General features: G+C 67.1%; 19 protein-coding genes. 6 read left to right on the forward strand and 13 right to left on the reverse strand.

What is annotated here, in order from left to right; genetic code table 11:
* Positions 1–2: 2 nt before the first annotated feature.
* The 3 genes from mreD to C1930_RS17080 form a co-directional block, all read right to left on the reverse strand.
* On the reverse strand, positions 3–488 hold the full coding sequence (gene mreD, locus C1930_RS17070; protein ID WP_005419400.1) for a rod shape-determining protein MreD: 486 nt from the start codon (positions 486–488) through the stop codon (positions 3–5).
* Positions 485–1,546, reverse strand: coding sequence for a rod shape-determining protein MreC (gene mreC / locus C1930_RS17075; protein ID WP_108772259.1), 1,062 nt, complete (start codon positions 1,544–1,546; stop codon positions 485–487). The genes mreD and mreC overlap by 4 nt, the downstream gene beginning before the upstream one ends.
* 122 nt (positions 1,547–1,668) lie before the next feature.
* On the reverse strand, positions 1,669–2,715 hold the full coding sequence (locus C1930_RS17080; RefSeq protein ID WP_005419402.1) for a rod shape-determining protein: 1,047 nt from the start codon (positions 2,713–2,715) through the stop codon (positions 1,669–1,671).
* Positions 2,716–2,998: 283 nt separating this feature from the next.
* On the opposite strand from C1930_RS17080, the gene C1930_RS17085 reads away from it, so the two are divergent.
* Complete coding sequence (locus C1930_RS17085; protein ID WP_108757189.1) at positions 2,999–3,937, forward strand: carbohydrate kinase family protein; 939 nt, start codon at positions 2,999–3,001, stop codon at positions 3,935–3,937.
* A gap of 134 nt (positions 3,938–4,071) precedes the next feature.
* Here C1930_RS17085 and C1930_RS17090 read toward each other — a convergent pair whose 3' ends face one another.
* The 4 genes from C1930_RS17090 to ubiE all read right to left on the reverse strand — a co-directional run bounded on the left by C1930_RS17090 (position 4,072) and on the right by ubiE (position 8,421).
* Positions 4,072–4,698, reverse strand: coding sequence for an HAD-IA family hydrolase (locus tag C1930_RS17090; RefSeq protein WP_267895985.1), 627 nt, complete (start codon positions 4,696–4,698; stop codon positions 4,072–4,074).
* The gene (locus tag C1930_RS17095) at positions 4,686–5,417 is read right to left on the reverse strand and encodes a hypothetical protein (protein WP_108757190.1); all 732 of its coding nucleotides are present in this window, start codon (positions 5,415–5,417) and stop codon (positions 4,686–4,688) included. The genes C1930_RS17090 and C1930_RS17095 overlap by 13 nt, the downstream gene beginning before the upstream one ends.
* Positions 5,418–5,537: 120 nt before the next feature.
* The gene (locus C1930_RS17100) at positions 5,538–7,466 is read right to left on the reverse strand and encodes a M1 family metallopeptidase (protein WP_108772260.1); all 1,929 of its coding nucleotides are present in this window, start codon (positions 7,464–7,466) and stop codon (positions 5,538–5,540) included.
* Positions 7,467–7,659: 193 nt separating this feature from the next.
* On the reverse strand, positions 7,660–8,421 hold the full coding sequence (gene ubiE / locus C1930_RS17105; RefSeq protein ID WP_108750494.1) for a bifunctional demethylmenaquinone methyltransferase/2-methoxy-6-polyprenyl-1,4-benzoquinol methylase UbiE: 762 nt from the start codon (positions 8,419–8,421) through the stop codon (positions 7,660–7,662).
* Between the two features lie 81 nt (positions 8,422–8,502).
* On the opposite strand from ubiE, the gene C1930_RS17110 reads away from it, so the two are divergent.
* The 4 genes from C1930_RS17110 (at position 8,503) to C1930_RS17125 (ending at position 10,311) form a co-directional block, all read left to right on the forward strand.
* Complete coding sequence (locus tag C1930_RS17110; RefSeq protein ID WP_108750493.1) at positions 8,503–8,955, forward strand: nucleoside deaminase; 453 nt, start codon at positions 8,503–8,505, stop codon at positions 8,953–8,955.
* Positions 8,956–9,155: 200 nt separating this feature from the next.
* Positions 9,156–9,416, forward strand: coding sequence for a hypothetical protein (locus tag C1930_RS17115; RefSeq protein WP_108757192.1), 261 nt, complete (start codon positions 9,156–9,158; stop codon positions 9,414–9,416).
* A gap of 75 nt (positions 9,417–9,491) precedes the next feature.
* Complete coding sequence (locus C1930_RS17120) at positions 9,492–9,818, forward strand: hypothetical protein (protein ID WP_108750491.1); 327 nt, start codon at positions 9,492–9,494, stop codon at positions 9,816–9,818.
* Positions 9,819–9,888: 70 nt separating this feature from the next.
* Positions 9,889–10,311: a low affinity iron permease family protein gene (locus tag C1930_RS17125; protein WP_108754189.1), complete on the forward strand. Its 423-nt coding sequence runs from the start codon at positions 9,889–9,891 to the stop codon at positions 10,309–10,311.
* A gap of 220 nt (positions 10,312–10,531) precedes the next feature.
* Here C1930_RS17125 and smeF read toward each other — a convergent pair whose 3' ends face one another.
* The 3 genes from smeF to smeD are packed head-to-tail and all read right to left on the reverse strand — an operon-like array spanning position 10,532 to position 16,298.
* Positions 10,532–11,917, reverse strand: a complete 1,386-nt coding sequence (gene smeF, locus C1930_RS17130; protein WP_108772261.1) for a multidrug efflux RND transporter outer membrane subunit SmeF — start codon at positions 11,915–11,917, stop codon at positions 10,532–10,534.
* Between the two features lie 58 nt (positions 11,918–11,975).
* The gene (gene smeE / locus C1930_RS17135; protein WP_108757194.1) at positions 11,976–15,098 is read right to left on the reverse strand and encodes a multidrug efflux RND transporter permease subunit SmeE; all 3,123 of its coding nucleotides are present in this window, start codon (positions 15,096–15,098) and stop codon (positions 11,976–11,978) included.
* Between the two features lie 12 nt (positions 15,099–15,110).
* The gene (smeD, locus tag C1930_RS17140; RefSeq protein ID WP_108754192.1) at positions 15,111–16,298 is read right to left on the reverse strand and encodes a multidrug efflux RND transporter periplasmic adaptor subunit SmeD; all 1,188 of its coding nucleotides are present in this window, start codon (positions 16,296–16,298) and stop codon (positions 15,111–15,113) included.
* A 226-nt stretch (positions 16,299–16,524) separates the two neighbouring features.
* Here smeD and C1930_RS17145 point away from each other — a divergent pair, with 226 nt between their 5' ends.
* A complete protein-coding gene (locus C1930_RS17145; RefSeq protein WP_108754193.1) occupies positions 16,525–17,178 on the forward strand; it encodes a TetR family transcriptional regulator in 654 nt (217 codons plus the stop codon).
* Between the two features lie 473 nt (positions 17,179–17,651).
* On the opposite strand, the gene hslU is transcribed toward C1930_RS17145, so the two are convergent.
* From hslU to xerC, 3 genes are all read right to left on the reverse strand, one after another.
* Entirely contained in the window at positions 17,652–19,025 is a 1,374-nt protein-coding gene (hslU, locus tag C1930_RS17150; RefSeq protein WP_108772262.1) for an ATP-dependent protease ATPase subunit HslU, read from the reverse strand.
* Positions 19,026–19,114: 89 nt separating this feature from the next.
* A complete protein-coding gene (gene hslV / locus C1930_RS17155; protein ID WP_005411093.1) occupies positions 19,115–19,666 on the reverse strand; it encodes an ATP-dependent protease subunit HslV in 552 nt (183 codons plus the stop codon).
* Positions 19,667–19,778: 112 nt separating this feature from the next.
* Complete coding sequence (gene xerC, locus C1930_RS17160) at positions 19,779–20,657, reverse strand: tyrosine recombinase XerC (RefSeq protein ID WP_108772263.1); 879 nt, start codon at positions 20,655–20,657, stop codon at positions 19,779–19,781.
* Positions 20,658–20,664 lie beyond the last annotated feature (7 nt).

Consider the following 20,664-nt stretch of genomic DNA (forward strand, 5'->3'; position numbering starts at 1 on the left):
GCTCAGCGCCCACGCTTGCCGAAGCGCACCGCGTCCAGCAGCACGAACACCAGCGGCCACAGGCCCATGCCCAGCAGCGGTGCCCACCAGTACGACCACGGCAGGGTCGGTTCGTCCACCACGATGTGTACCAGCGCACTGACGATGCGGTCGTTGAACAGCAGGCCACCGATGGCCAGCATCTGCTGCGACATCGGGAAGAAGCGGATGCGGGCGCGGAAGCGCTGCAGGATGAAGGCCAGCATGACCAGGCGCAGGGCCTGTTCGCCCAGCACCCCGCCGTACAGCAGGTCGGCCACCACGCCGCTGGCGAAGGCGATGCCCAGGCCCACGCGCTCGGGGGCTTCGATCACCCAGTACGCCAGCACCAGCGCCAGCCAGTACGGGCGCAGCGGCTGCAGCAGCGCCGGCAACGGCAGCAGGCCCAGCAGCAGCGCCACCACCAGGCTGGCCGGCAGCACCCACGGGTTGTCGCGCAGGCGGCTCATCGTACGGGCTCCTGCGTGGTGGGCGCGGTGGGCGTTGCTGCAGGCGGAGCCGTCGGCGGCGGCGCAGACGAAGCCGAAGAGGGAGCAGGTGCCGGTGCCGGTGCGGCGGCGCCCGGGGCGGCCGCGGCCGGTGCGCTGCCTGCCGGCTGCGGTGCGCTGCCGGCGGGAGCGTCGGCAGCCCCCATCTGCAGGCTCTGCCGCAGCGCCTGCGGAATCCGGATCGCCGCACCCGGGCGCAGGAGAAGTACGTCGCGACCGCGATCCAGCTGCGCCGCCGGCTTCAGTTCGCCCACCAGGAAGGCGTGGGTATCGTCCGGGCGCAGGCCGGTAATGGTGCCGACCGGGAAGCCGGCCGGGAAACGCCCGCCCAGGCCGGAGGTGACGATCTCGTCGCCCACTTCCACGCCCGCGCTGAGCGGAATGTCACGCAGTTCCAGGGTATCGCCACGGCCATAGACGATCAGCCGCACACCGTTGCGGGCCACGGTGACCGGCACGGCGTGGTCGGGGTCGGTCAGCAGCAGCACGGTGGAGGTACCACCGGTGGTGCTGATCACCTGCCCCATCAGGCCACCGGCGTCGATCACCGCCTGGCCCACGTGCACGCCTTCGCGGCTGCCGGCATCAAGCACCAGGCGCTGCTTCACCGGGTCCAGGTCGATATCCAGGATCGGCGCCAGCTGCACGTCCAGCCCGCTGCGCTCGGCCACGTTCAGCAGTTCGCGCAGCTGGGCGTTGTCCAGCGCGGCGGTCTGCAGGCGGGTCAGGCGCGCGTTGGCCAGCAGCAGCTGGTTGCGCAGTTCGCGGTTGTCGGCCACCAGCTGGCCATGGCTGGCCGCGCTGTCCTTCACCTGGCTGCCCAGCTTGCCGGGCAGGCCGGCCAGCGACCACACCGGCTGCACCAGGCTGTTGGCCTGTTCGCGCAGGCGCGCCAGCCAGCCGGCCTGGTCATCCAGCACGATCAGGGTGATGGCCAGCGCCAGATAGGCCAGCAGCCGCAGCGGGCTGGCGGCATCACCGGAACGGGAGGCGACGGGGGGTCCGGCGTAGGGCGGCACGTCAACGATTCAACTGGCAGAAGGCGGAAGGGAAACATGCGGGCGCCCCGCCGGTGCGGGCCGGCCCATGCGGGCAGGCCGCACCCCGGAGGGGCGCTGCGGGCGGGAGCAGCCGGGACGGCTTATTCCGGCGCAAAGAACTCGTTGCCGTGCATGTCCACCAGCTCCAGCGCACGACCGCCACCGCGGGCCACGCAGGTCAGCGGATCGTCGGCCACCTGCACGTGCAGGCCGGTTTCCTCGGAAATCAGGCGGTCCAGGTCGCGCAGCAGGGCGCCGCCACCGGTCAGCACGATGCCGCGCTCGGCCACGTCGGCGCACAGTTCCGGCGGGGTCTGTTCCAGCGCCAGCTTGACCGCGCTGACGATGCCCGACAGCGGCTCGTGCAGGGCTTCCAGCACCTCGTTGGAGCTGATCTTGATCATCTTCGGCACGCCCTCGGCCAGGTTGCGACCGGAGATTTCCATCTCGATCACTTCCGCCTGCGGGTAGGCGCAGCCCAGTTCCACCTTGATGCGTTCGGCGGTGGCTTCACCGATCAGCATGCCGTGGTTGCGGCGCACGTAGTTGGTGATCGACTCGTCGAAGCGGTCGCCGCCGATGCGCACCGAGGCCGAATAGACGATGCCGTTCAGCGAGATCACCGCCACTTCGGTGGTGCCGCCGCCGATATCGATGACCATCGAACCGCGGGCTTCGGTGACCGGCATGCCGGCGCCGATCGCGGCGGCCATCGGCTCTTCGATCAGGAACACATCACGGGCACCGGCTTCCTCGGCCGATTCCTTGATGGCGCGGCGCTCGACCTGGGTGGAACCGGCCGGCACGCAGACCAGCACGCGCGGGCTGGGGCGCAGCACGCGGGACTTGTGCACCTTCTTGATGAAGTGCTTGAGCATCGCCTCGGTGTAGGTGAAATCGGCAATGACGCCGTCCTTCATCGGGCGGATGGTGGTGATGTGGCCCGGGGTACGGCCCAGCATCTGCTTGGCTTCGGCGCCTACGGCTGCCACCGAGCGGGTGCCACCAATGGCACGGTCCTGGCGCACGGCCACGACCGACGGCTCGTTCAGCACGATCCCCTGCCCGCGCACGTAGATGAGGGTGTTGGCCGTGCCCAGGTCGATGGACAGGTCGTTGGAGAACATGCCACGGAGTTTCTTGAACATCTGAGGAAGGAGTCCTGAGGGGTGTCGTGCCCGCCGCGGGATGGCGAAAAAATGGGCAGAAATCGAGGCCGACAAGCCTAGCAACCCGCCTGCCGCCGAGCAAGGAAAAAACTAGCTGAACCCGCGTCTTCACAGGCTTTCGGCCTGATCGGGCATCACCCGGTTCTGGCCCTGAGCGGCACCAGCGGGTAACCTTTGCGCCGTCGGGCGCCCATGGGCGCCGTTTGCTTGCCCGCCGAAGCGGGCCGGCCCACCCCAAAATTCACCGCATAGGCTTACATCGATGTCCGCTCTGATCTGTGGTTCTCTTGCCTTCGACACCATCATGGTGTTCCCGGACCAGTTCAAGAATCACATCCTGCCGGACAAGGTGCACATCCTGAACGTGTCCTTCCTGGTCCCGCGCATGCGCCGCGAGTTCGGCGGCTGCGCCGGCAACATCGCCTACAACCTGCACCTGCTGGGCGGCGAGCCGATCCCGATGGGCACCGTGGGTTCGGATTTCGGCCCCTACCGCGAATACTTCGAAGGCCTGGGCATCGACCTGTCGCGCGTGCGCGTGATCGATGAGCTGTTCACCCCGCAGGCGTTCATCACCACCGACCACGACAACAACCAGATCACCGCCTTCCACCCGGGCGCGATGATGCGTTCGTACGAAAACCACGTGCGCGGCGTGCCGGGCGTGACCCTGGGCCTGGTCGGCCCGGACGGCCGCGAGGGCATGATCCAGAACGCGCAGGAATTCCACGAAGACGGCATCCCGTTCATCTTCGATCCGGGCCAGGCCATGCCGCTGTTCAACGGCCCGGAACTGCGCGCGTTCATCGAGCAGGCCGACTACGTGGTGGTGAACGACTACGAGTCGAACCTGCTGCAGGAACGCACCGGCTGGGATGAGAGGGAGATCGTGAGCCGGGTGAAGGCCTACATCACCACCCGCGGCCCGAAGGGCGCGGTGATCCACACCCCGGAAAAGAGCTACGACATCCCGCCGGCGCACGAGCGCCGCGTGGTCGACCCGACCGGCTGCGGCGACGCCTTCCGCGCCGGCCTGATCTACGGCATCCAGAAGGGCTACGACTGGCTGACCATCGGCCGCATGGGCAACCTGATGGGCGCGCTGAAGGTCGAGCACCCGGGCACCCAGAACCAGCGCTTCACCTTTGACGAGTTCAACGAACAGTTCAAACAGCAGTTCGGCTACGCGCTGAACGCGTAACCGAAGGCCAATGCCCTGGGTAGGTGTCGACCTTGGTCGACACGCGCTTGGTAGGTGTCGACCTTGGTCGACACGCGCTGGGTAGGTGTCGACCTTGGTCGACACGCCGGGCATGGCCCGGCACGGCGGAATGATCAGCCCTGCCACGCCGCGTGCAACGCGCGGCAATCGGCGAAATGCCAATCCGCGCGGCCCGGCCACGGGTTGTCCGGCAGGTTGACCAGCACGGTGCGCGCACCGGCGGCGCGGCCACAGTCCAGATCGTAGGCGTGGTCGCCCACCATCACCGCCCCGCCGGCGCTGGCACCCCAGCGCCGCAGATGCTGCTGCACGCCATCGGGCGAGGGCTTGGGCACCGCTTCATCGCGGCCGATGATGGCGCCATCGTCGAACAGATCCCCTACCCCGATCGAATCCAGCGTCAGCTTGGCCAGCGCATGGTCGTTGCGGGTCAGGATGCCGAGCTGGCAGCCGGCTGCAGCCAGCGCACGCAGCAGCGCCACCGCCCCCGGCGCCGGCAGTGCGCCTGCGGCCAGCGCCCGCTCATGGTCCAGCAGCCAGGCGTGCTTCTGCGCCGCCTCCGCCGCCGGCAGGCCGGCCAGGTGCGCCAGGATGTCCGCACTGGGCGGGATGCCCAGCGCGCGCTTGATGCCGTCGAAATCATGCATGGCCACGGTCAGCGTGCCATCCATGTCGAACACCCAGTGGCGCACGGCCGACAGGGGCGCTGCCACCGTCGCGTGGGCCGTTACTTCCACCACGACGGCATGCGGCTGCTGTCCACGCCGCCGGTCTCGAACACCGCGGTGCGGGTGCCGCCGGCCTTCACCGGGAACTCGATGCTGATCGACTGGCCCTTCTGCGCCAGCTTCCACAGTGCCTTCTGGTCGGTGATGAACATCGCGATGGCCTCGTCGGTCTTCGGCCGCCACGCAGCCATCGATACCGGCTTGCCGTCGTCCACGGTCACCTTCACCGTGCACTGCGGGCAGCGGAAATCGCCGGCCTGCAGCACCAGGTAGGCGTGCCGCTTCCATTCGGGGTGGTCGCGGAACACCAGCTGCACCGGCTTGGCGCCACTGCCATCCACGTCCACGCGTTCCTTGCTGTAGATCGACGCCGAACGCTGCACGCCCTTGCTGCCGACCGGAATCTCGTTGTACTGCCACAGCGCCTGCATGCGGCGCAGGTTGCGCGCGGCATCGGCCTTGGCCTTCACCTCATCGAAGCCGGCGGCAATGCGCTCGGCGGCGGCGGTGTCCTTGTACTGGTCCAGCAGCGAGCCGCCGTGGATGCGCGCGCGTTCCCAATCCTGCGCGGCCACGGCGGTGTCGTACTGCTTGGCCACGTCGTCGGCCTTGGCTTCCTTCTGCGCCTGCGCGGCCGCGGCCGCTGCTTCCTGCGCCTTGCGCTCTTCTTCGGGGTTGCTGCAGGCGGCCAGCGCCAGGGTGCAGGCGGCGATCAGGAACAGACGTTTCATGTGGTGGTCCTTCGTGTGTGCACAGATATGTAGAGTCGAGCTTGCTCGACTTGCTCTTCAGGAGCAGTCGAGCAAGCTCGACTCTACGAAAAAGCGCCGGGGGGTGCCCGGCGCTTCTGCTTACTTGGCTTCGGCCTTGGCCAGCATGTCCTGCACCGAGGCGGTGGTGATCGGGTGGTAACCCGGCTTGGCCTTCTCGAAGGCCTGCTTGGCGAACGCCAGGCCCTCGGGCGTCTTCACCAGTTCGGCGTAGATCGGCATGATCAGCTTGCGACGGCCCACGCGCTCGATGAACGCACCGGCCGCTTCGTTGGCCTGGGTGTAGCCGCTGCGGATGGTCAGCGGGTACCAGCGCATGGCGATTTCACCGTTCGCGGTGCCGGTGAAGTGGTAGGCCTTGTCCAGCGCGGCCAGCTTGTCCAGCGGCAGGGTGGTGCCCAGGCCGTCGATGAAGCGCACCCATTCCTGGGTACCCCATTCGGCGGTGACCTGGCTGCCCGGCAGGCTGCCGGCGCCGGAGAAGGCGATGCGCGCGGCATCGACGCTGCTGAAGTTGCGCGACTGCGCCTTGGCGGCGAACGCCGGGATGCCCGGCTCGTCCAGCCATGCCTTCAGTTCGGCTTCGCTCACCGCCGTCGGGTTCTTCGGCAGCAGGTTCTTCTTCAGGTACTCGACGAACTGGTCGGTGTTGGCGCTCTGGAAGGCATGGTCATCGAACCAGCCACGCAGGAACGGATCGAAGGTTTCGCGGCCGAAGCGCTGTTCCAGGAACTCCAAGAACCAGGAACCCTTCACGTAGGCCACCTGGCTCAGGGCTTCGTCGGGGTCACGCTCGTTCAGCGGCGGCAGTGCCAGGGCCTGGTCGGCCGGGCTCATGTCCTTCACTTCGGCCAGCAGGTCGGTCTGGTCGATCTGCTTTTCCATTTCGGCCATTTCCTTGCCGTACAGGGCTTCGGTAATGCGCCCCTGCACGTAGGTGGTGAAGCCTTCGTTCAACCAGATGTCCTTCCAGCTGGCGTTGGTGACCAGGTTGCCCGACCAGCTGTGCGCCAGTTCGTGGGCCACCAGCGAAACCAGCGACTTGTCGCCGACGATCACGGTGGGGGTGGCGAAGGTCAGGCGCGGGTTTTCCATGCCGCCGAACGGGAACGACGGCGGCAGCACCAGCATGTCGTAGCGGCCCCAGCGGTATTCGCCGTACAGCTTTTCGGCGGCACCGATCATCTTCTCGGTGTCTTCGAATTCCTTGGCGGCCTTGTTCACCATGGTCGGCTCGGCCCAGACGCCGGAGCGGCCGGAAATCGGCTCGAACACCAGGTCACCGGCGGCGATGGCCAGCAGGTAGGACGGAATCGGCTGCGGCATCTTGAAGGTGTAGTCACCATCACGCGCGGTCTTGGGATCGTTGTCGGCGCTCATCAGCACCATCACGTCCGGGCGCGAGACCACGTGCGCGCTGTAGGTGAAGCGCACGCTGGGGGTGTCCTGCAGCGGCACCCAGGAACGGGCGTGGATGGCCTGCGACTGGCTGAACATGAAGGGCAGCTTCTTGCCTTCGGTCATCGACGGCTCCAGCCACTGCAGGCCCGAGGCGGTCGGGGCGGTGTGGTAGCTCACTTCCACCTTGGCCGGCTGGGCCGGGGCTTCGATGGTCAGCTTGCTGCCGAACACCTTGTCGACCGGGGCCAGCTCGAACTTCAGCGGGCTGCGCGCGCCGTCGGCGGCGATGGCCTCGACCTTGGAAACGCTCAGCTCACGGGTGTCCAGCACCAGCTGCTGGGCGTCCTTCTGCTTCCATTCCAGGGTGTAGGTGGCGGTGCCGCCGATCTGCTTCTGGTCGAAGTCCAGCTTCAGATCCAGCGCGATGTCCTTGATGACGACCTTGTCCGGCTCGGCATAGGAGCTTTCGTCGTGGCTGCGGTTTTCGGCGTTCACGGGGGCGGCGGGGGCCTTTTCGGCAGTCGGGGCGGCGGCGGGCGCGGCCGCCTCCTGGGAGCAGCCGGCGGCCAGGGCCACGGCCAGCGGAAGGAGCATCAGCGGATTACGCATGAATCGGGACCGTTACGGGGATCAAACCCCAATGGTACCTCCCTCCGGCCCCGCAGGCGTTGCGCGATGCGGGGTAAGGCCGGCCGGGGGCCCGCCCTGCGGCGTTGGTAGGTGCCAACCTTGGTTGGCACGGATCCATCCACGCGTGCTGCAGGCCCGTGCCGACCAAGGTCGGCACCTACCAGGGCAGGGCTTACAGCTTGTAACCGGAATGGATCGAAACGATGCCACCGGTCAGGTTCTTGTAGTGGCAGCGCTCGAAACCGGCCTGCCCCATCATCGCCTTCAGCTCTTCCTGCGGCGGGTGCTTGCGGATGCTTTCAGCCAGGTACTGGTAGCTGTCCGAATCGTTGGCGAACAGCTTGCCCAGCTTCGGCAGGATCCTGAACGAGTGGAAGTCGTAGATCGGCTTGAACCAGTCGGCAGTGACCTCGGAGAACTCCAGCACGCGGGCCTGGCCGCCCACCTTCAACACGCGGTACATCTCGCGCAGGCCGGCATCCTTGTCGGTCACGTTGCGCAGACCGAAGGCTATGGTGACCAGATCGAAGCTGTTGTCCGGGAACGGCAGGGCTTCGGCGTTGCACTGCACGTAGTCCAGGCCCAGCACCAGGCCGCGGTTGGTCAGGCGGTCACGGCCGACCGACAGCATGCCGGCGTTGATGTCGCCCAGCACAACCGAGCCCTCGGCGCCCACGCGCTCCTTCAGCAGGGCGGCGATATCGCCGGTGCCGCCGGCCAGGTCGAGCACGCGGTCGCCCGGTTTCACCTGCGCGGTGGCTACGTAGTAGCGCTTCCAGGCCCGGTGCACGCCCAGGCTCATCAGGTCGTTCATCAGGTCGTAGTTGCGCGCGACCGAAGTGAACACCTGCCCGACCAGCTTCTGCTTGTCCTTGGCGTCGACGTCGCGGAACCCGAAGTGGGTGGTACCGGATTTGTAGGGGGATTCGCTCATGGACCCGATTATCGCACCGCTGGGGCCGCTGCGGGGCAACGGCGCCGTATCATGGCCGGCCATGACCCACCGGAGCCCCGCATGATCACCACGCCCGACTACCAGGCCCTGCTGCAGACCGCCATTGCCGAAGCCCGCCAGGGCCTGGCCGAAGGCGGCGTGCCGATCGGCGCGGCGCTGTACCACAACGATGGCCGCCTGCTGGGCTGCGGCCACAACCGCCGCGTGCAGGAAGGTGACCCGTCGGTGCACGGCGAAACCGATGCCTTCCGCAAGGCCGGCCGCCAGCGCCGCTACCAGGACACCATCATGGTGACCACCCTGGCCCCGTGCTGGTACTGCTCCGGGCTGGTGCGCCAGTTCAACATCGGCACCGTGGTGGTGGGCGAATCGCGCACCTTCCAGGGCGGCATCGACTGGCTGCGCGAGAACGGCGTGAACGTGATCGACCTGGACAGCCAAGAATGCGTGGATCTGCTGGGCGGTTTCATTGCGCAGCATCCGGACATCTGGAACGAAGACATCGGCGAATAAGCCGCCGCGCCGTGAAGGCGCTGCACGCTTTATGAATTCTTCAGCGCCGGCACCGCCTTGTGCCGGCTGCGTCTGCGGCGTTGCGTGCGCACTGCTGCACAGTCAGCCACGTCAGTTGCACACACGCCACTAACATCGCGTGCACGCAAGGGGCCTACGGTGGAATGCACCGGGGCCCGTTGCTCCGGCGGAGCCAGCCGATGAGCGCGCACGCCGCACCTTCCCTGCCCGACCACCCGGCCCTTGCCGGCATCCGCGAACGCCTGCGCCAGCAGTTCGCGCTGCACCGCCGTGGCGCGCCGTTCTGGGCTGCCTACCAAGGCCTGCAGCTGGAAGTGATGCGCGAGCACCCGCGCGATCAGGTGCAGCTGTGCAATGCCATGGCCGACATGGCCGAAGCACTGGGCGCGGTGGAGCATGCGCAACTGCTGGATGCGCACACCGGATGCACGCCGCACTGACACTGCATGCACCGGCAACCCACGACACTCGGCATCAGCCCCCACTCCCTTTCACCTTCTGCCCATTGGATCGTCATGCACGCTGAAGTCCCCACCATTCCCCCGGTCATCAATGTCGACGCCGAGCTGGACCACTGGCGCCGCCAGCATGCCGATGGCGCGCTTGCGCACAACTCGTTCGGTTCGTACGTGCCGTGGGTCAAGTTCGCCTGCGATTCGCTGATCACCCAGCCGCGTGCCAGTGATGCGCAGCGCGACGAGATGTTCCAGACCCAGTACGCCCTGCAGATCATGCCGCGCCTGACCGAGGCGCAGGCCCGCGAGTTCGTCGAACGCTGCTGGCAGCACGTCTACCAGAGCAGCCCGGTACGCAGCCAGCAGGCGCCGCGCCTGCGCGCCTGAGCCGCGCTGCTGCACGGCCCGTGCACGGGCCGCTGCCGATCATCCGCGTCATTCCCCTGGAACGACCCCGATGAGCGCACGCAACCTGTTCAACACCCTGGCCAAGAAGGCCTCCGCCGCGGCCGGCTCGCCGTGGACCTTCCTGACGGCGATCAGCATCGTGGTGCTGTGGGGTATCAGCGGCCCGGTGTTCGGCTTCAACGACACCTGGCAGCTGGTCATCAATACCGGCACCACCATCATCACCTTCCTGATGGTGTTCCTGATCCAGCACACGCAGAACTCTGATACCGCGGCGATGCAGATCAAGCTGGACGAGCTGATCCGCGCCACGGCCGATGCCAACAACGAGTTGCTGGATCTGGAAGAGATGGATGAGGAGCGGCTGGAGGAGATCCGCGCCGAGTACGAGCGCATGGCCCGCGAGGCGGGTGACGCGCTGGCGCGGGTGCGCGCATGCCGCGTTCCCCCGCGCGATGATGAAGCCGTGTAACGCCCGCGCCTGCAATCCCGCTTCGGTAGATGCCAACCTTGGTTGGCATGCTCTTCAACGCCCGCGCCCGCAATCCCGCTTTGGTAGATGCCAACCTTGGTTGGCATGCTTTTCAACGCACGTGCCTGCCACGTGCCTGCGTTGTGCCAACCAAGGTTGGCACCTACCAGAGCCAAGGCAACCTCGCGCGGCCTGCGCTGGGCCGTGCCGGGGGCGCGGCTCAGCTGCGCTCGCGCCAGCCGCCGCCCAGTACCTTGTACAGGGTGATGCGGTTGGCCTGCTGCGCCAGCTGCGCCTGCAGCTGGGTCTGCTGTGCGCTGTAGGCGGTGCGGCGCGCGTCGAGCAGGGTGACGAAGCTGTCCAGGCCGGCGTCATAGCGTGCCTGCGACAGACGATTGGCCAGTTCTGCGGCCTCCACCAGGCGCTGCTGCGAGGCCACCTGCTCGTCCAGGCTGACGTTCAGCGCCAGCGCATCGGCGGTTTCGCGGAAACCGGTCTGGATCGACTTTTCATACTCGGCCAGTGCGATATCACGCTCGGCATTGGCCACGGCCAGGTTCGCGCGCAGCTTGCCGCCCTGGAAGATCGGCAGGGTGATGGTCGGCAGGAAGCTCCACACCCGCGTGCCACTGTCGAACAGCCCGGACAGTTCACCGGAACTGCTGCCCACGCTGCCGGTCAGCTTGATGCTCGGGAAGAACGCGGCGCGCGCGGCACCGATGTTGGCGTTGGCGGCCAACAGCTGGTGTTCGGCGGCCATGATGTCCGGGCGCTGCAGCAGCACGTCGCTGGGCAGGCCCGCCGGCGGCGGCGCCAGCGCCAGCACCTGCGGTGCGATGCTGTCCGGCAGCAGCGCCGGATCGACCTGGCCGCCTGCCAGCAGCGCCAGGGCATTGCGGTCCTGCGCCAACTGCCCGCGCAGGCGCGCGGCGTCGGTGCGCGCGGTTTCCACCAGCGTGCGGGTCTGGCTCAGTTCCAGGCCCGAACTGCCACCGCGCTCGTGGCGTGCTTCGGCCAGGCGCAGCGAATCCTCGTAGGTCTTCAGGGTCGCTTCGGCAATCTTCAGCTGCTGCTGGTCGGCGCCGTAGGTCAGCCATGCGGTGGCGGTCTCGGCCACCAGGCTCAGCTGCGCGTTGCGTCGGTTGGCTGCCACGGCGAAGTACTGCTGCAGCGCCGCTTCGCTCAGGTTACGCACGCGGCCGAACAGGTCCAGTTCGAACTCAGCCACGCCCAGGTTGGCGCTGAACTGTTCGCTGACCGGCACATCACCGCCGCTGCGCTGCATCTGCCCCTGCGCGGTCAGCGCAGGCACGCGGTCGGCGCGCTGTACGCGGTACTGGCCGCGCGCCTTTTCCACGTTCAGTACGGCCACGCGCAGGTCGCGGTTGTTGGCCAGGGCCTGGTCGATCACCTCCTGCAGGCGCGCATCGGTGAAGAAATCGCGCCAGCCGACGGCGGCCGCATCGGCCACCTCACCTTCGGTTGCCTCAGCCGGCCACTGCGCGGGAATGCCCGGGGCGACGGCGGTGTTCTTCGGCACCAGGGTGGAACAGCCGCCCAGCACAAGGGCCACGGCGGCAGAAAGAACAAGGGTATGGAATTTCATGGCGACACCTTGGGGTCACGATGGCGGCGCCGGACAGGGCCCGGCGCCGCCGGCAGGGTTACGCCGCGGTCTTGCGCTTGAACACGCGCTGCACGACCACGAAGAACAACGGGATGAAGAACACGCCCAGCACGGTGCCGACCAGCATGCCGCCCAGCACGCCGGTGCCGATGGCACGCTGCGCACCGGAACCCGCGCCGGAGGCGATGGCCAGCGGCAGCACGCCCAGACCGAAGGCCAGCGAGGTCATGATGATCGGGCGCAGACGGTCACGCACGGCGTGCATGGTCGCTTCGATCAGGCCAACGCCCTTCTCCAGGTTTTCCTTGGCGAACTCCACGATCAGGATCGCGTTCTTGCTGGTCAGGCCCACCGTGGTCAGCATCGCCACCTGGAAGTAGATGTCGCGCTCCATGCCACGGAAGGTGTTGGCCAGCACGGCACCCAGGATGCCCAGCGGCGCCACCAGCAGCACCGAGGTCGGCACGCTCCAGCTTTCATACAACGCGGCCAGGCACAGGAACACGATCATCAGCGACAGCGTGTACAACAGCGGGGTCTGCGAACCGGCCTGGCGTTCCTGGTAGGACAGCGCCGTCCATTCGATCTCGAAGCCCGGCGGCAGATCCTTGGCGATGCGCTCGATCTCGGCCATGGCATCGCCCGAGGCAACGCCGGCGGCCGGCTCACCCTGGATTTCCATCGCCGACACGCCGTTGTAGCGTTCCAGGCGCGGCGAACCGTAATCCCAGCGCTTGGTGGCGAAGGCACTGAACGGCACCATCTCGCCCTGCCCGTTCTTCACCGACCAGACGTTGAAGTCGTCCGGGTTCATGCGGAACGGTGCATCGGCCATCACGTACACGCGCTTGACCCGGCCACGATCGATGAAGTCATCGATGTAGCTGCTGCCCCAGGCCGCGGCCAGGGTGTTGTTGATCGAGCTGATCGACAGACCCAGCGCGTTGGCCTTTTCCACGTCCACGTCGATGCGCAGCTGCGGCGTATCTTCCTGGCCGTTGGGGCGCACGTTGGCCAGCAGCTTGCTCTGCCCCGCCGCACCCAGCAGCTGGTTGCGCGCGGCCAGCAGGGCGTCATGGCCCTTGCCGCTGGTGTCCTTCAGGAAGAACGTATAGCCCGAACCGATGCCCAGCTCCGGCATGGCCGGCGGCGGGAAGGCGAAGATGAAGGCGTCCTTGATCTGGCCCAGCGCGCCCATCGCACGCCCGGTGATCGCACCCACGCTCTGGTCGGCATCACGCTCGCTCCAGTCCTTCAGCTTCACGAATGCCATGCCCGCGTTCTGGCCCATACCGGCGAAGCTGAAGCCCTGCACCGCGAAGATCGACTCGACCGCGTCGGCTTCGTTCTTCAGGAAGTGGTCTTCCAGCTTGGCCATCGCTTCCAGCGTGCGTTCCTGGGTGGCGCCGACCGGGGTCTGCACCAGCGCCATCATGATGCCCTGGTCTTCATTGGGCAGGAACGAGCTGGGCAGGCGCGCGAACAGCACGCCCATCACCACGGCCAGCGCCAGGAAGATGCCCATGAAGCGCCACGGGCGGTGGATGATGCCCTTCACGCCGCGCTGGTAGGTTTCGCTGGAACGGTCGAAGCCGCGGTTGAAGCCGTTGAAGAAACGACCGACCAGGCCCTTGTGGGCCACGTGGTGCTCGCCCTTCTTCAGCGGCTTGAGCATGGTGGCACACAGCGCCGGGGTCAGCACGATCGCCACCAGCACCGACAGGGCCATGGCCGAAACAATGGTGGCCGAGAACTGGCGATAGATGATGCCGGTGGAGCCGCTCATGAAGGCCATCGGCACGAACACCGCCGACAGCACCAGGCCGATGCCCACCAGCGCGCCGGTGATCTGGCTCATCGACTTGCGGGTGGCTTCCAGCGGCGACAGGCCCTCTTCGGACATGATGCGTTCGACGTTCTCCACCACCACGATGGCGTCGTCCACCAGCAGGCCGATGGCCAGCACCATGGCGAACATGGTCAGCATGTTCACCGAGAAGCCCAGCGCAGCCAGCACCCCGAAGGTACCCAGCAGCACCACCGGCACCGCGATGGTGGGAATGAGGGTGGCGCGGAAGTTCTGCAGGAACAGGTACATCACCACGAACACCAGCACGATCGCTTCGATCAGGGTCTTGATGACGCCCTTGATCGAGACCTTCACGAACGGGGTGGTGTCGTACGGAATGACCGTTTCCAGGCCGGCCGGGAAGCTGGCCTTCATGTCATCCAGTGCCGCGCGCACGCCTTCGGCGGTATCCAGCGCGTTGGCGCCGGTGGCCAGGGTGATGGCGATACCGGTGGACGGCTTGCCGTTGTAGCGGGTGACGAAGTCGTAGCTTTCCGCGCCCAGTTCCACGCGGGCGACGTCGCCCAGGCGCAGTTCGCTGCCATCGGTACCACCGCGCACCAGGATGTTGCGGAACTGTTCCGGGGTCTGCAGGCGGTCCTGCGCGTTGATGGTGGCGTTGAGCTGCTGGCCCTTCACCGACGGTGCACCACCCAGCTGGCCGATGGCCACCTGTGCGTTCTGCGCGGTGATCGCCGCGGTCACTTCATCGACCGACAGCTTGTAGGTGTGCAGCTTGTTCGGGTCCAGCCAGATGCGCATGGCGTACTTGCCGCCGAACACCTGGATGTTGCCCACGCCCGGCACGCGGCTGAGCGTGTCGACGATGTTGGAGCCCACGTAGTCGGCGATGTCGTTGGCATCCATGCTGCCATCGTTGGACACAAAGCCCAGCACCTGCAGGAAGCCGCTGCTGGACTTGGCCACGTTGATGCCCTGCCGCTGTACTTCCTGCGGCAGCAGCGGCATGGCCAGCTGCAGCTTGTTCTGCACCTGCACCTGGGCGATGTCCGGGTTGGTGCCGGCTTCGAAGGTGAGGGTGATGGTGGCCTGGCCGTTGGCCGAGCTGTTGGACGAGAAGTAGATCAGGCCATCCAGGCCCTTCATGTTCTGCTCGATGATCTGCGTGACCGAGTCCTCGACCACCTTGGCCGATGCACCCGGGTAGGTGGCGCTGATCTCGACGGCCGGCGGGGCCACTTCGGGATACATCGACACCGGCAGCTTCATCACCGCCAGCGCACCGGCCAGCATGATGATGATGGCGATCACCCACGCGAAGATGGGTCGATCAATAAAGAAACGTGCCATGGAATTCTCCGCTTACTTCGCGTCGCCGGCCGGCTGCGCGGCAGGCTGCGGGGCGGCGTCCGGCGTGGCCGGAGCAGCGCCCTTCTCGGTGGCCTGCACGGGCATGCCGGGGCCAATCTTCTGCAGGCCTTCAACGATGACCTTGTCACCCGGCTGCAGGCCGTCCTCGACCAGCCACTTGTCGGCGATCGCGCGGCTGACCTTCACCGGACGCACTTCCACCTTGTTGTCCTTGCCCACCACCATGGCGCTGGTATCGCCCTTGGCGTCGCGGGCAATGCCCTGCATCGGCACCAGCACCGCATCGGCGCGCACGCCGCCGCCGATCACCGCGCGCACGTACATGCCCGGCATCAGCAGGCCATCGGGGTTGTCCACCTTCACCCGCAGCGCGTAGCTGCCGGTGGTCGGGTCCACGCTGACTTCGGAGAACTCCAGCGCGCCCTTGTGCGGGAACTCGCTGCCGTCTTCCAGCAGGATGGTGACCGGCAGGGTCTGGTTGTCCTGCAGGCGACCGGCGGCCAGTTCGCGGCGCAGCTGCAGCAGCTCGGCCGAGGACTGGGTCAGGTCAACGTAGATCGGGCTGAGCTGCTGGACGGTCGCCAGCGCGTCGGCCTGGCCGGCGCTGACCAGCGCACCCTGGGTGACGCTGGACTTGCCGATGCGGCCGCTGATGGGCGCGGTGATGCGGGCATAGCCCAGGGTGACGTTGGCCGCATCCAGCGAGGCCTTGGCGGCACCGACATCGGCCTCGGCCTGCTTCTGCGCGGCCACGGCGTTTTCCAGGTCCTGCTGGCTGACCGCATCGACCTTGGCCAGTTCGGTAATGCGCTTGGCGCTCAGGCGCGCGGCGTTGGCGGTGGCTTCGGCGCGGGCCAACTGGGCGCGGGCGCTGTTGGCCTGGGCGCGGTAACTGGCGTCTTCAATCTGGTACAGCGGCTGCCCTTCCTTCACCAGGCCGCCTTCGGCGAACAGCCGCTTGGCCACGATGCCGCTGACCTGCGGGCGCACTTCGGCCACCAGGAAAGCATTGGTGCGGCCCGGCAGCTCGCGGGTCAGGCCCACGCTTTCCGACTTCAGGGTGACCACGGTCACCTGGCCGGGGCCTTGCTGGGGCTGTTCGGGTTGGCCACCGCAGGCGGCCACGGTCGCGGCGATGGCCAGCGACAGCAGGAAAGGACGGATTCGGGTCAGGTGCATGGGGCTGGGGGCTCGCGACAAGGGGGAATTCTCAGGGCGCCCTGATACGACTGCCGGGCGCCAGAAGGCGGGCTGGGTGGTCGCAGAGGGAGCCCTCCCCGAGGCATGGGCTGACGCACATACACGGCGGGGAGCGTGGATGCGAAATATACATACATGCTTGTTTGTTTGTAAAGCGGTACAATTCAGCCAGGTTTCACCGGCATTCGTACCCACTCACCGACCCATGGCGCGCAAGACCAAAGAGGACACCCAGGCCACCCGCGAAGGCATCCTTGATGCGGCCGAGGCCTGTTTCCATGAACACGGGGTGGCCCGCACCACGCTGGAGATGATCGGCGCGCGCGCCGGCTATACCCGCGGCGCGGTGTACTGGCACTTCAAGAACAAGACCGAGGTGCTGGCCGCGATCATCCAGCGGGTGCACCTGCCCTTCATGCAGGAGCTGGAACGCACGTCCAGCGATGAGCGGCAGACGCCGATCCACGACCTGCGCGCGGTGATGATCTATTCGTTCATCGAACTGTCCGAGGACGAGCGCCTGCGCAAGACCATGGAAATCATGCTGCGCAGTGATGCCTCGTCGGAAAGCCGGGCGCTGGCCGAACTGCAGCAGTCCGGTTTCCGCGATGCGCTGGACCGGATGGAACGTGCGCTGCGCCGGGCGCAGGACCTGGGCCAGCTGCGCGCCGGTGCCGACCCGAAGATTGCCGCGCGCATGCTGCACGCCACCGTGCTGGGCGTGCTGCACGGGGCGATGGTGGAACCGGAGCTGATGGACCTCAAGCGCGACGGCATGCTGGCGCTGGACATGACCCTGGCCGCCTACGTGAAGGACGGCGTGTTCGTGCCGGGATCGATTCCCGAGCCGCTGCCGTAGCGTCGGAGCCCTCGCGATGCGAGGGATCCGACCCCATGAAAAAGGCCGCCTTTCGGCGGCCTCATGCGTTATGGGTCGGGGGGTCAGAGCCCTCGCTGGCGCGAGGGATCCGACCCCATCCCGCGCTACCTGGTAGATCCACGCCATGCGTGGATGGGCACGTGCATGGAATCCGACCTCATGCACTACGGGTCCGGGGTCAGAGCCCTCGCTGGCGCGAGGGTTCCGACCCTGCCCCGCGCTACCTGGTAGATCCACGCCATGCGTGGATGGGCACGTGCATGGAATCCGACCTCATGCACTACGGGTCCGGGGTCAGAGCCCTCGCTGGCGCGAGGGATCCGACCCCATCCCGCACTACCTGGTAGATCCACGCCATGCGTGGATGGGCACGTGCATGGAATCCGACCTCATGCACTACGGGTCCGGGGTCAGAGCCCTCGCTGGCGCGAGGGATCCGACCCCGTCTGGCATTACAGGATGTAGCGGCTCAGATCCGGGTCCTGCACCAGTTCGCCCAGGTGCGCATCGACGTACGCACTGTCGATGGCCAGGGTCTCACCATCACGGTCCGGTGCTTCGTAGCTGAGCGAATCCAGCAGGCGTTCCAGCACGGTGTGCAGACGACGGGCACCGATGTTCTCCTGGCGCTCGTTCACCTGGAAGGCGATCTCGGCCAGACGATCAATGGCATCGGCGGTGAAGCTGACCTTGACACCTTCGGTGGCCAACAGCGCTTCATACTGCTTGGTCAGCGCGGCCTTGGGCTCGGTCAGGATGCGCACGAAATCGCTCTTGCTCAGCGCGCCAAGTTCCACGCGGATCGGGAAACGACCCTGCAGTTCCGGAATCAGGTCGCTGGGCTTGGCCAGGTGGAACGCACCGGAGGCGATGAACAGGATGTGGTCGGTCTTGATCGTGCCGTACTTGGTGGACACGTTGGAACCTTCCACCAGCGGCAGCAGGTCGCGCTGCACGCCTTCGCGCGACACATCGCCACCACCCACGTTGTCTCCGCGCTTGGCGACCTTGTCGATCTCGTCGATGAAGACGATGCCGTGCTGTTCGCAGGCTTCGATCGCGGCAGTGCGGATGTCGTCTTCGTTGACCAGCTTGCCGGCTTCTTCTTCCACCAGCAGCGGGCGCGCGGCCTTGATGGTCAGCGTGCGCTTGTGCGCCTTGGCGCCACCGCCCAGGTTGGCGAACATCGACTTCAGCTGCTGGCCCATTTCTTCCATGCCCGGCGGGGTCATGATGTCCATGCTGACGTTGGCGGCCAGGTCCAGTTCGATCTCGCGCTCGTCCAGCTCGCCGCTGCGCAGCATCTTGCGGAACTTGATGCGGGTTTCGTTGTCCTGCGCCGACGGTTCGTTGCGTGCGGCTTCCGGATCGAAACCGATGCCGCCACTACGGCGCGGCAGCAGCGCATCCAGGATGCGGTCTTCGGCACGCTCTTCGGCCTGCGTGCGCACGCGCACCTTGGCCTGCTCGCGGTAGAGCTTGACCGCGGTGTCGGCCAGGTCACGGATGATCTGTTCCACGTCCTTGCCGACGTAGCCCACTTCGGTGAAGCGGGTCGCTTCGACCTTCACGAACGGCGCATTGGCCAGGGTGGCCAGGCGGCGTGCGATCTCGGTCTTGCCCACGCCGGTGGGGCCGATCATCAGGATGTTCTTCGGCATCACTTCATTGCGCAGCTCGGCAGGCAGCTGCATGCGGCGCCAGCGGTTGCGCAGGGCGATGGCCACCGCGCGCTTGGCGTCGTGCTGGCCCACGATATGCCGGTCCAGTTCCTGCACGATCTCGCGCGGGGTCATGGTGGCAGAGGAAACTTCGATCTTCGACATGGATGTGCTCACGAATGCGTTGTCGATGACGCCGGAACCGAACGGCTCCGGCCGGTAGCGCCGGGCCCTGCCCGGCGGATCGGGGAGCCTTACAGCTCCTCGACCACCACGTTGCGGTTGGTGTAGATGCAGATATCGCCGGCAATGCCGATGGCTTCGCTGGCAATCGTGCGTGCATCCAGTTCGGTGTGCGCCATCAGCGCGCGTGCGGCCGACAGGGCATAGGAACCGCCGGAACCGATGGCGATGATGCCGTCCTCAGGCTCGATCACATCGCCGGTGCCGCTGATGATCAGCGAGGTTTCCTTGTCGGCCACGGCCAGCAGGGCCTCCAGCTTGCCCAGGCGGCGCTCGGTGCGCCAATCCTTGGCCAGCTCGACGGCCGCGCGCTGCAGCTGACCATGCTTTTCCAGCTTGGCTTCGAACAGTTCGAACAGGGTGAAGGCATCGGCGGCGGCGCCGGCGAAACCGGCCAGCACCTGGCCGTCGCGGCCGAGCCGGCGGACCTTGCGTGCATTGCCCTTCATCACCGTGTGGCCCAGCGTGACCTGGCCATCACCGGCGATGGCCACGTGCTCGCCGCGGCGGACGCAGACGATGGTGGTGGCGTGGAAAACGTTGGGATTCTGACTGGGGTCCATGCGGCCTCCGATAGCTGTTCACCGGAAATGGGGACAGCGACGGGGGCGATCAAGCCTGCGTGGATGGCTGCCGTTCAGCGGCGCCGCTGCGCTTACCGGGCATGGGCCAGCGCTACCCGGTCGGTTTGCGCTTGGCGCGCGGGTGGGACGCGTCGTAGACCTTGGCCAGATGCTGGAAATCCAGATGGGTGTAGATCTGGGTGGTGGCGATGTCAGCGTGGCCCAGCAGCTCCTGCACGCCGCGCAGATCGCCCGACGATTCCAGGATGTGGCTGGCGAAGCTGTGCCGCAGCATGTGCGGGTGCACGTGCTTGAACAGGCCCTGGCGCTGCGCCAGCTGGCGGATGCGTACCTGCACCGCGCGCTGGCTGATCGGCCCGTTGCGGCCGGGAAACACCGGCAGGGCCGGCAGTCCGCCACTTTCACTGCGCCAGGCCAGCAACGCCTCGCGCGCCGGCCGCCCGAACGGTACCCGGCGCTGGCGGTTGCCCTTGCCCATCACGTTCACCAGGCCGCTGGCGAAATCCAGGTCGCGCCAGGTCAGCGCGCACACTTCGCTCAGGCGCAGGCCCGACGAATAGAACAGTTCCAGCAGCGCGCGGTCGCGGCGGCCCAGCTCGCCTTCCGGCTCCAGCTCGACCAGCTGCACCGCTTCATCGGCATCCAGCACCTGCGGCAGGCGCCGCGGCGCGCGCGGTGCCTTCAGGGTGGCCGCCGGGCTGGCCTCGATGCGGCCATGCCGCAGCAGCCAGGCATAGAAACTGCGGCAGGCCGACAGGCGGCGCTGCAGGCTCTTGGCCGACAGCCCGCGGCGGTGCTCGTCGGCCACGAACTGGCGCACGGCGTCCACGTCCAGCGCCTCCACCGCCACACCGCGCGGTTCGGCCCAGAGCGACAGCGCATCCAGGTCGCGGCGGTAAGCGTCGAGCGTGTGCGCCGACATCCGCCGTTCCACCTGCAGGTGCTGCAGGAACTGCTGTACCGCGCTCATCGAGGCA

Origin of the sequence: Stenotrophomonas sp. SAU14A_NAIMI4_8 (assembly GCF_003086695.1) — a bacterium.
GTDB lineage: Bacteria > Pseudomonadota > Gammaproteobacteria > Xanthomonadales > Xanthomonadaceae > Stenotrophomonas.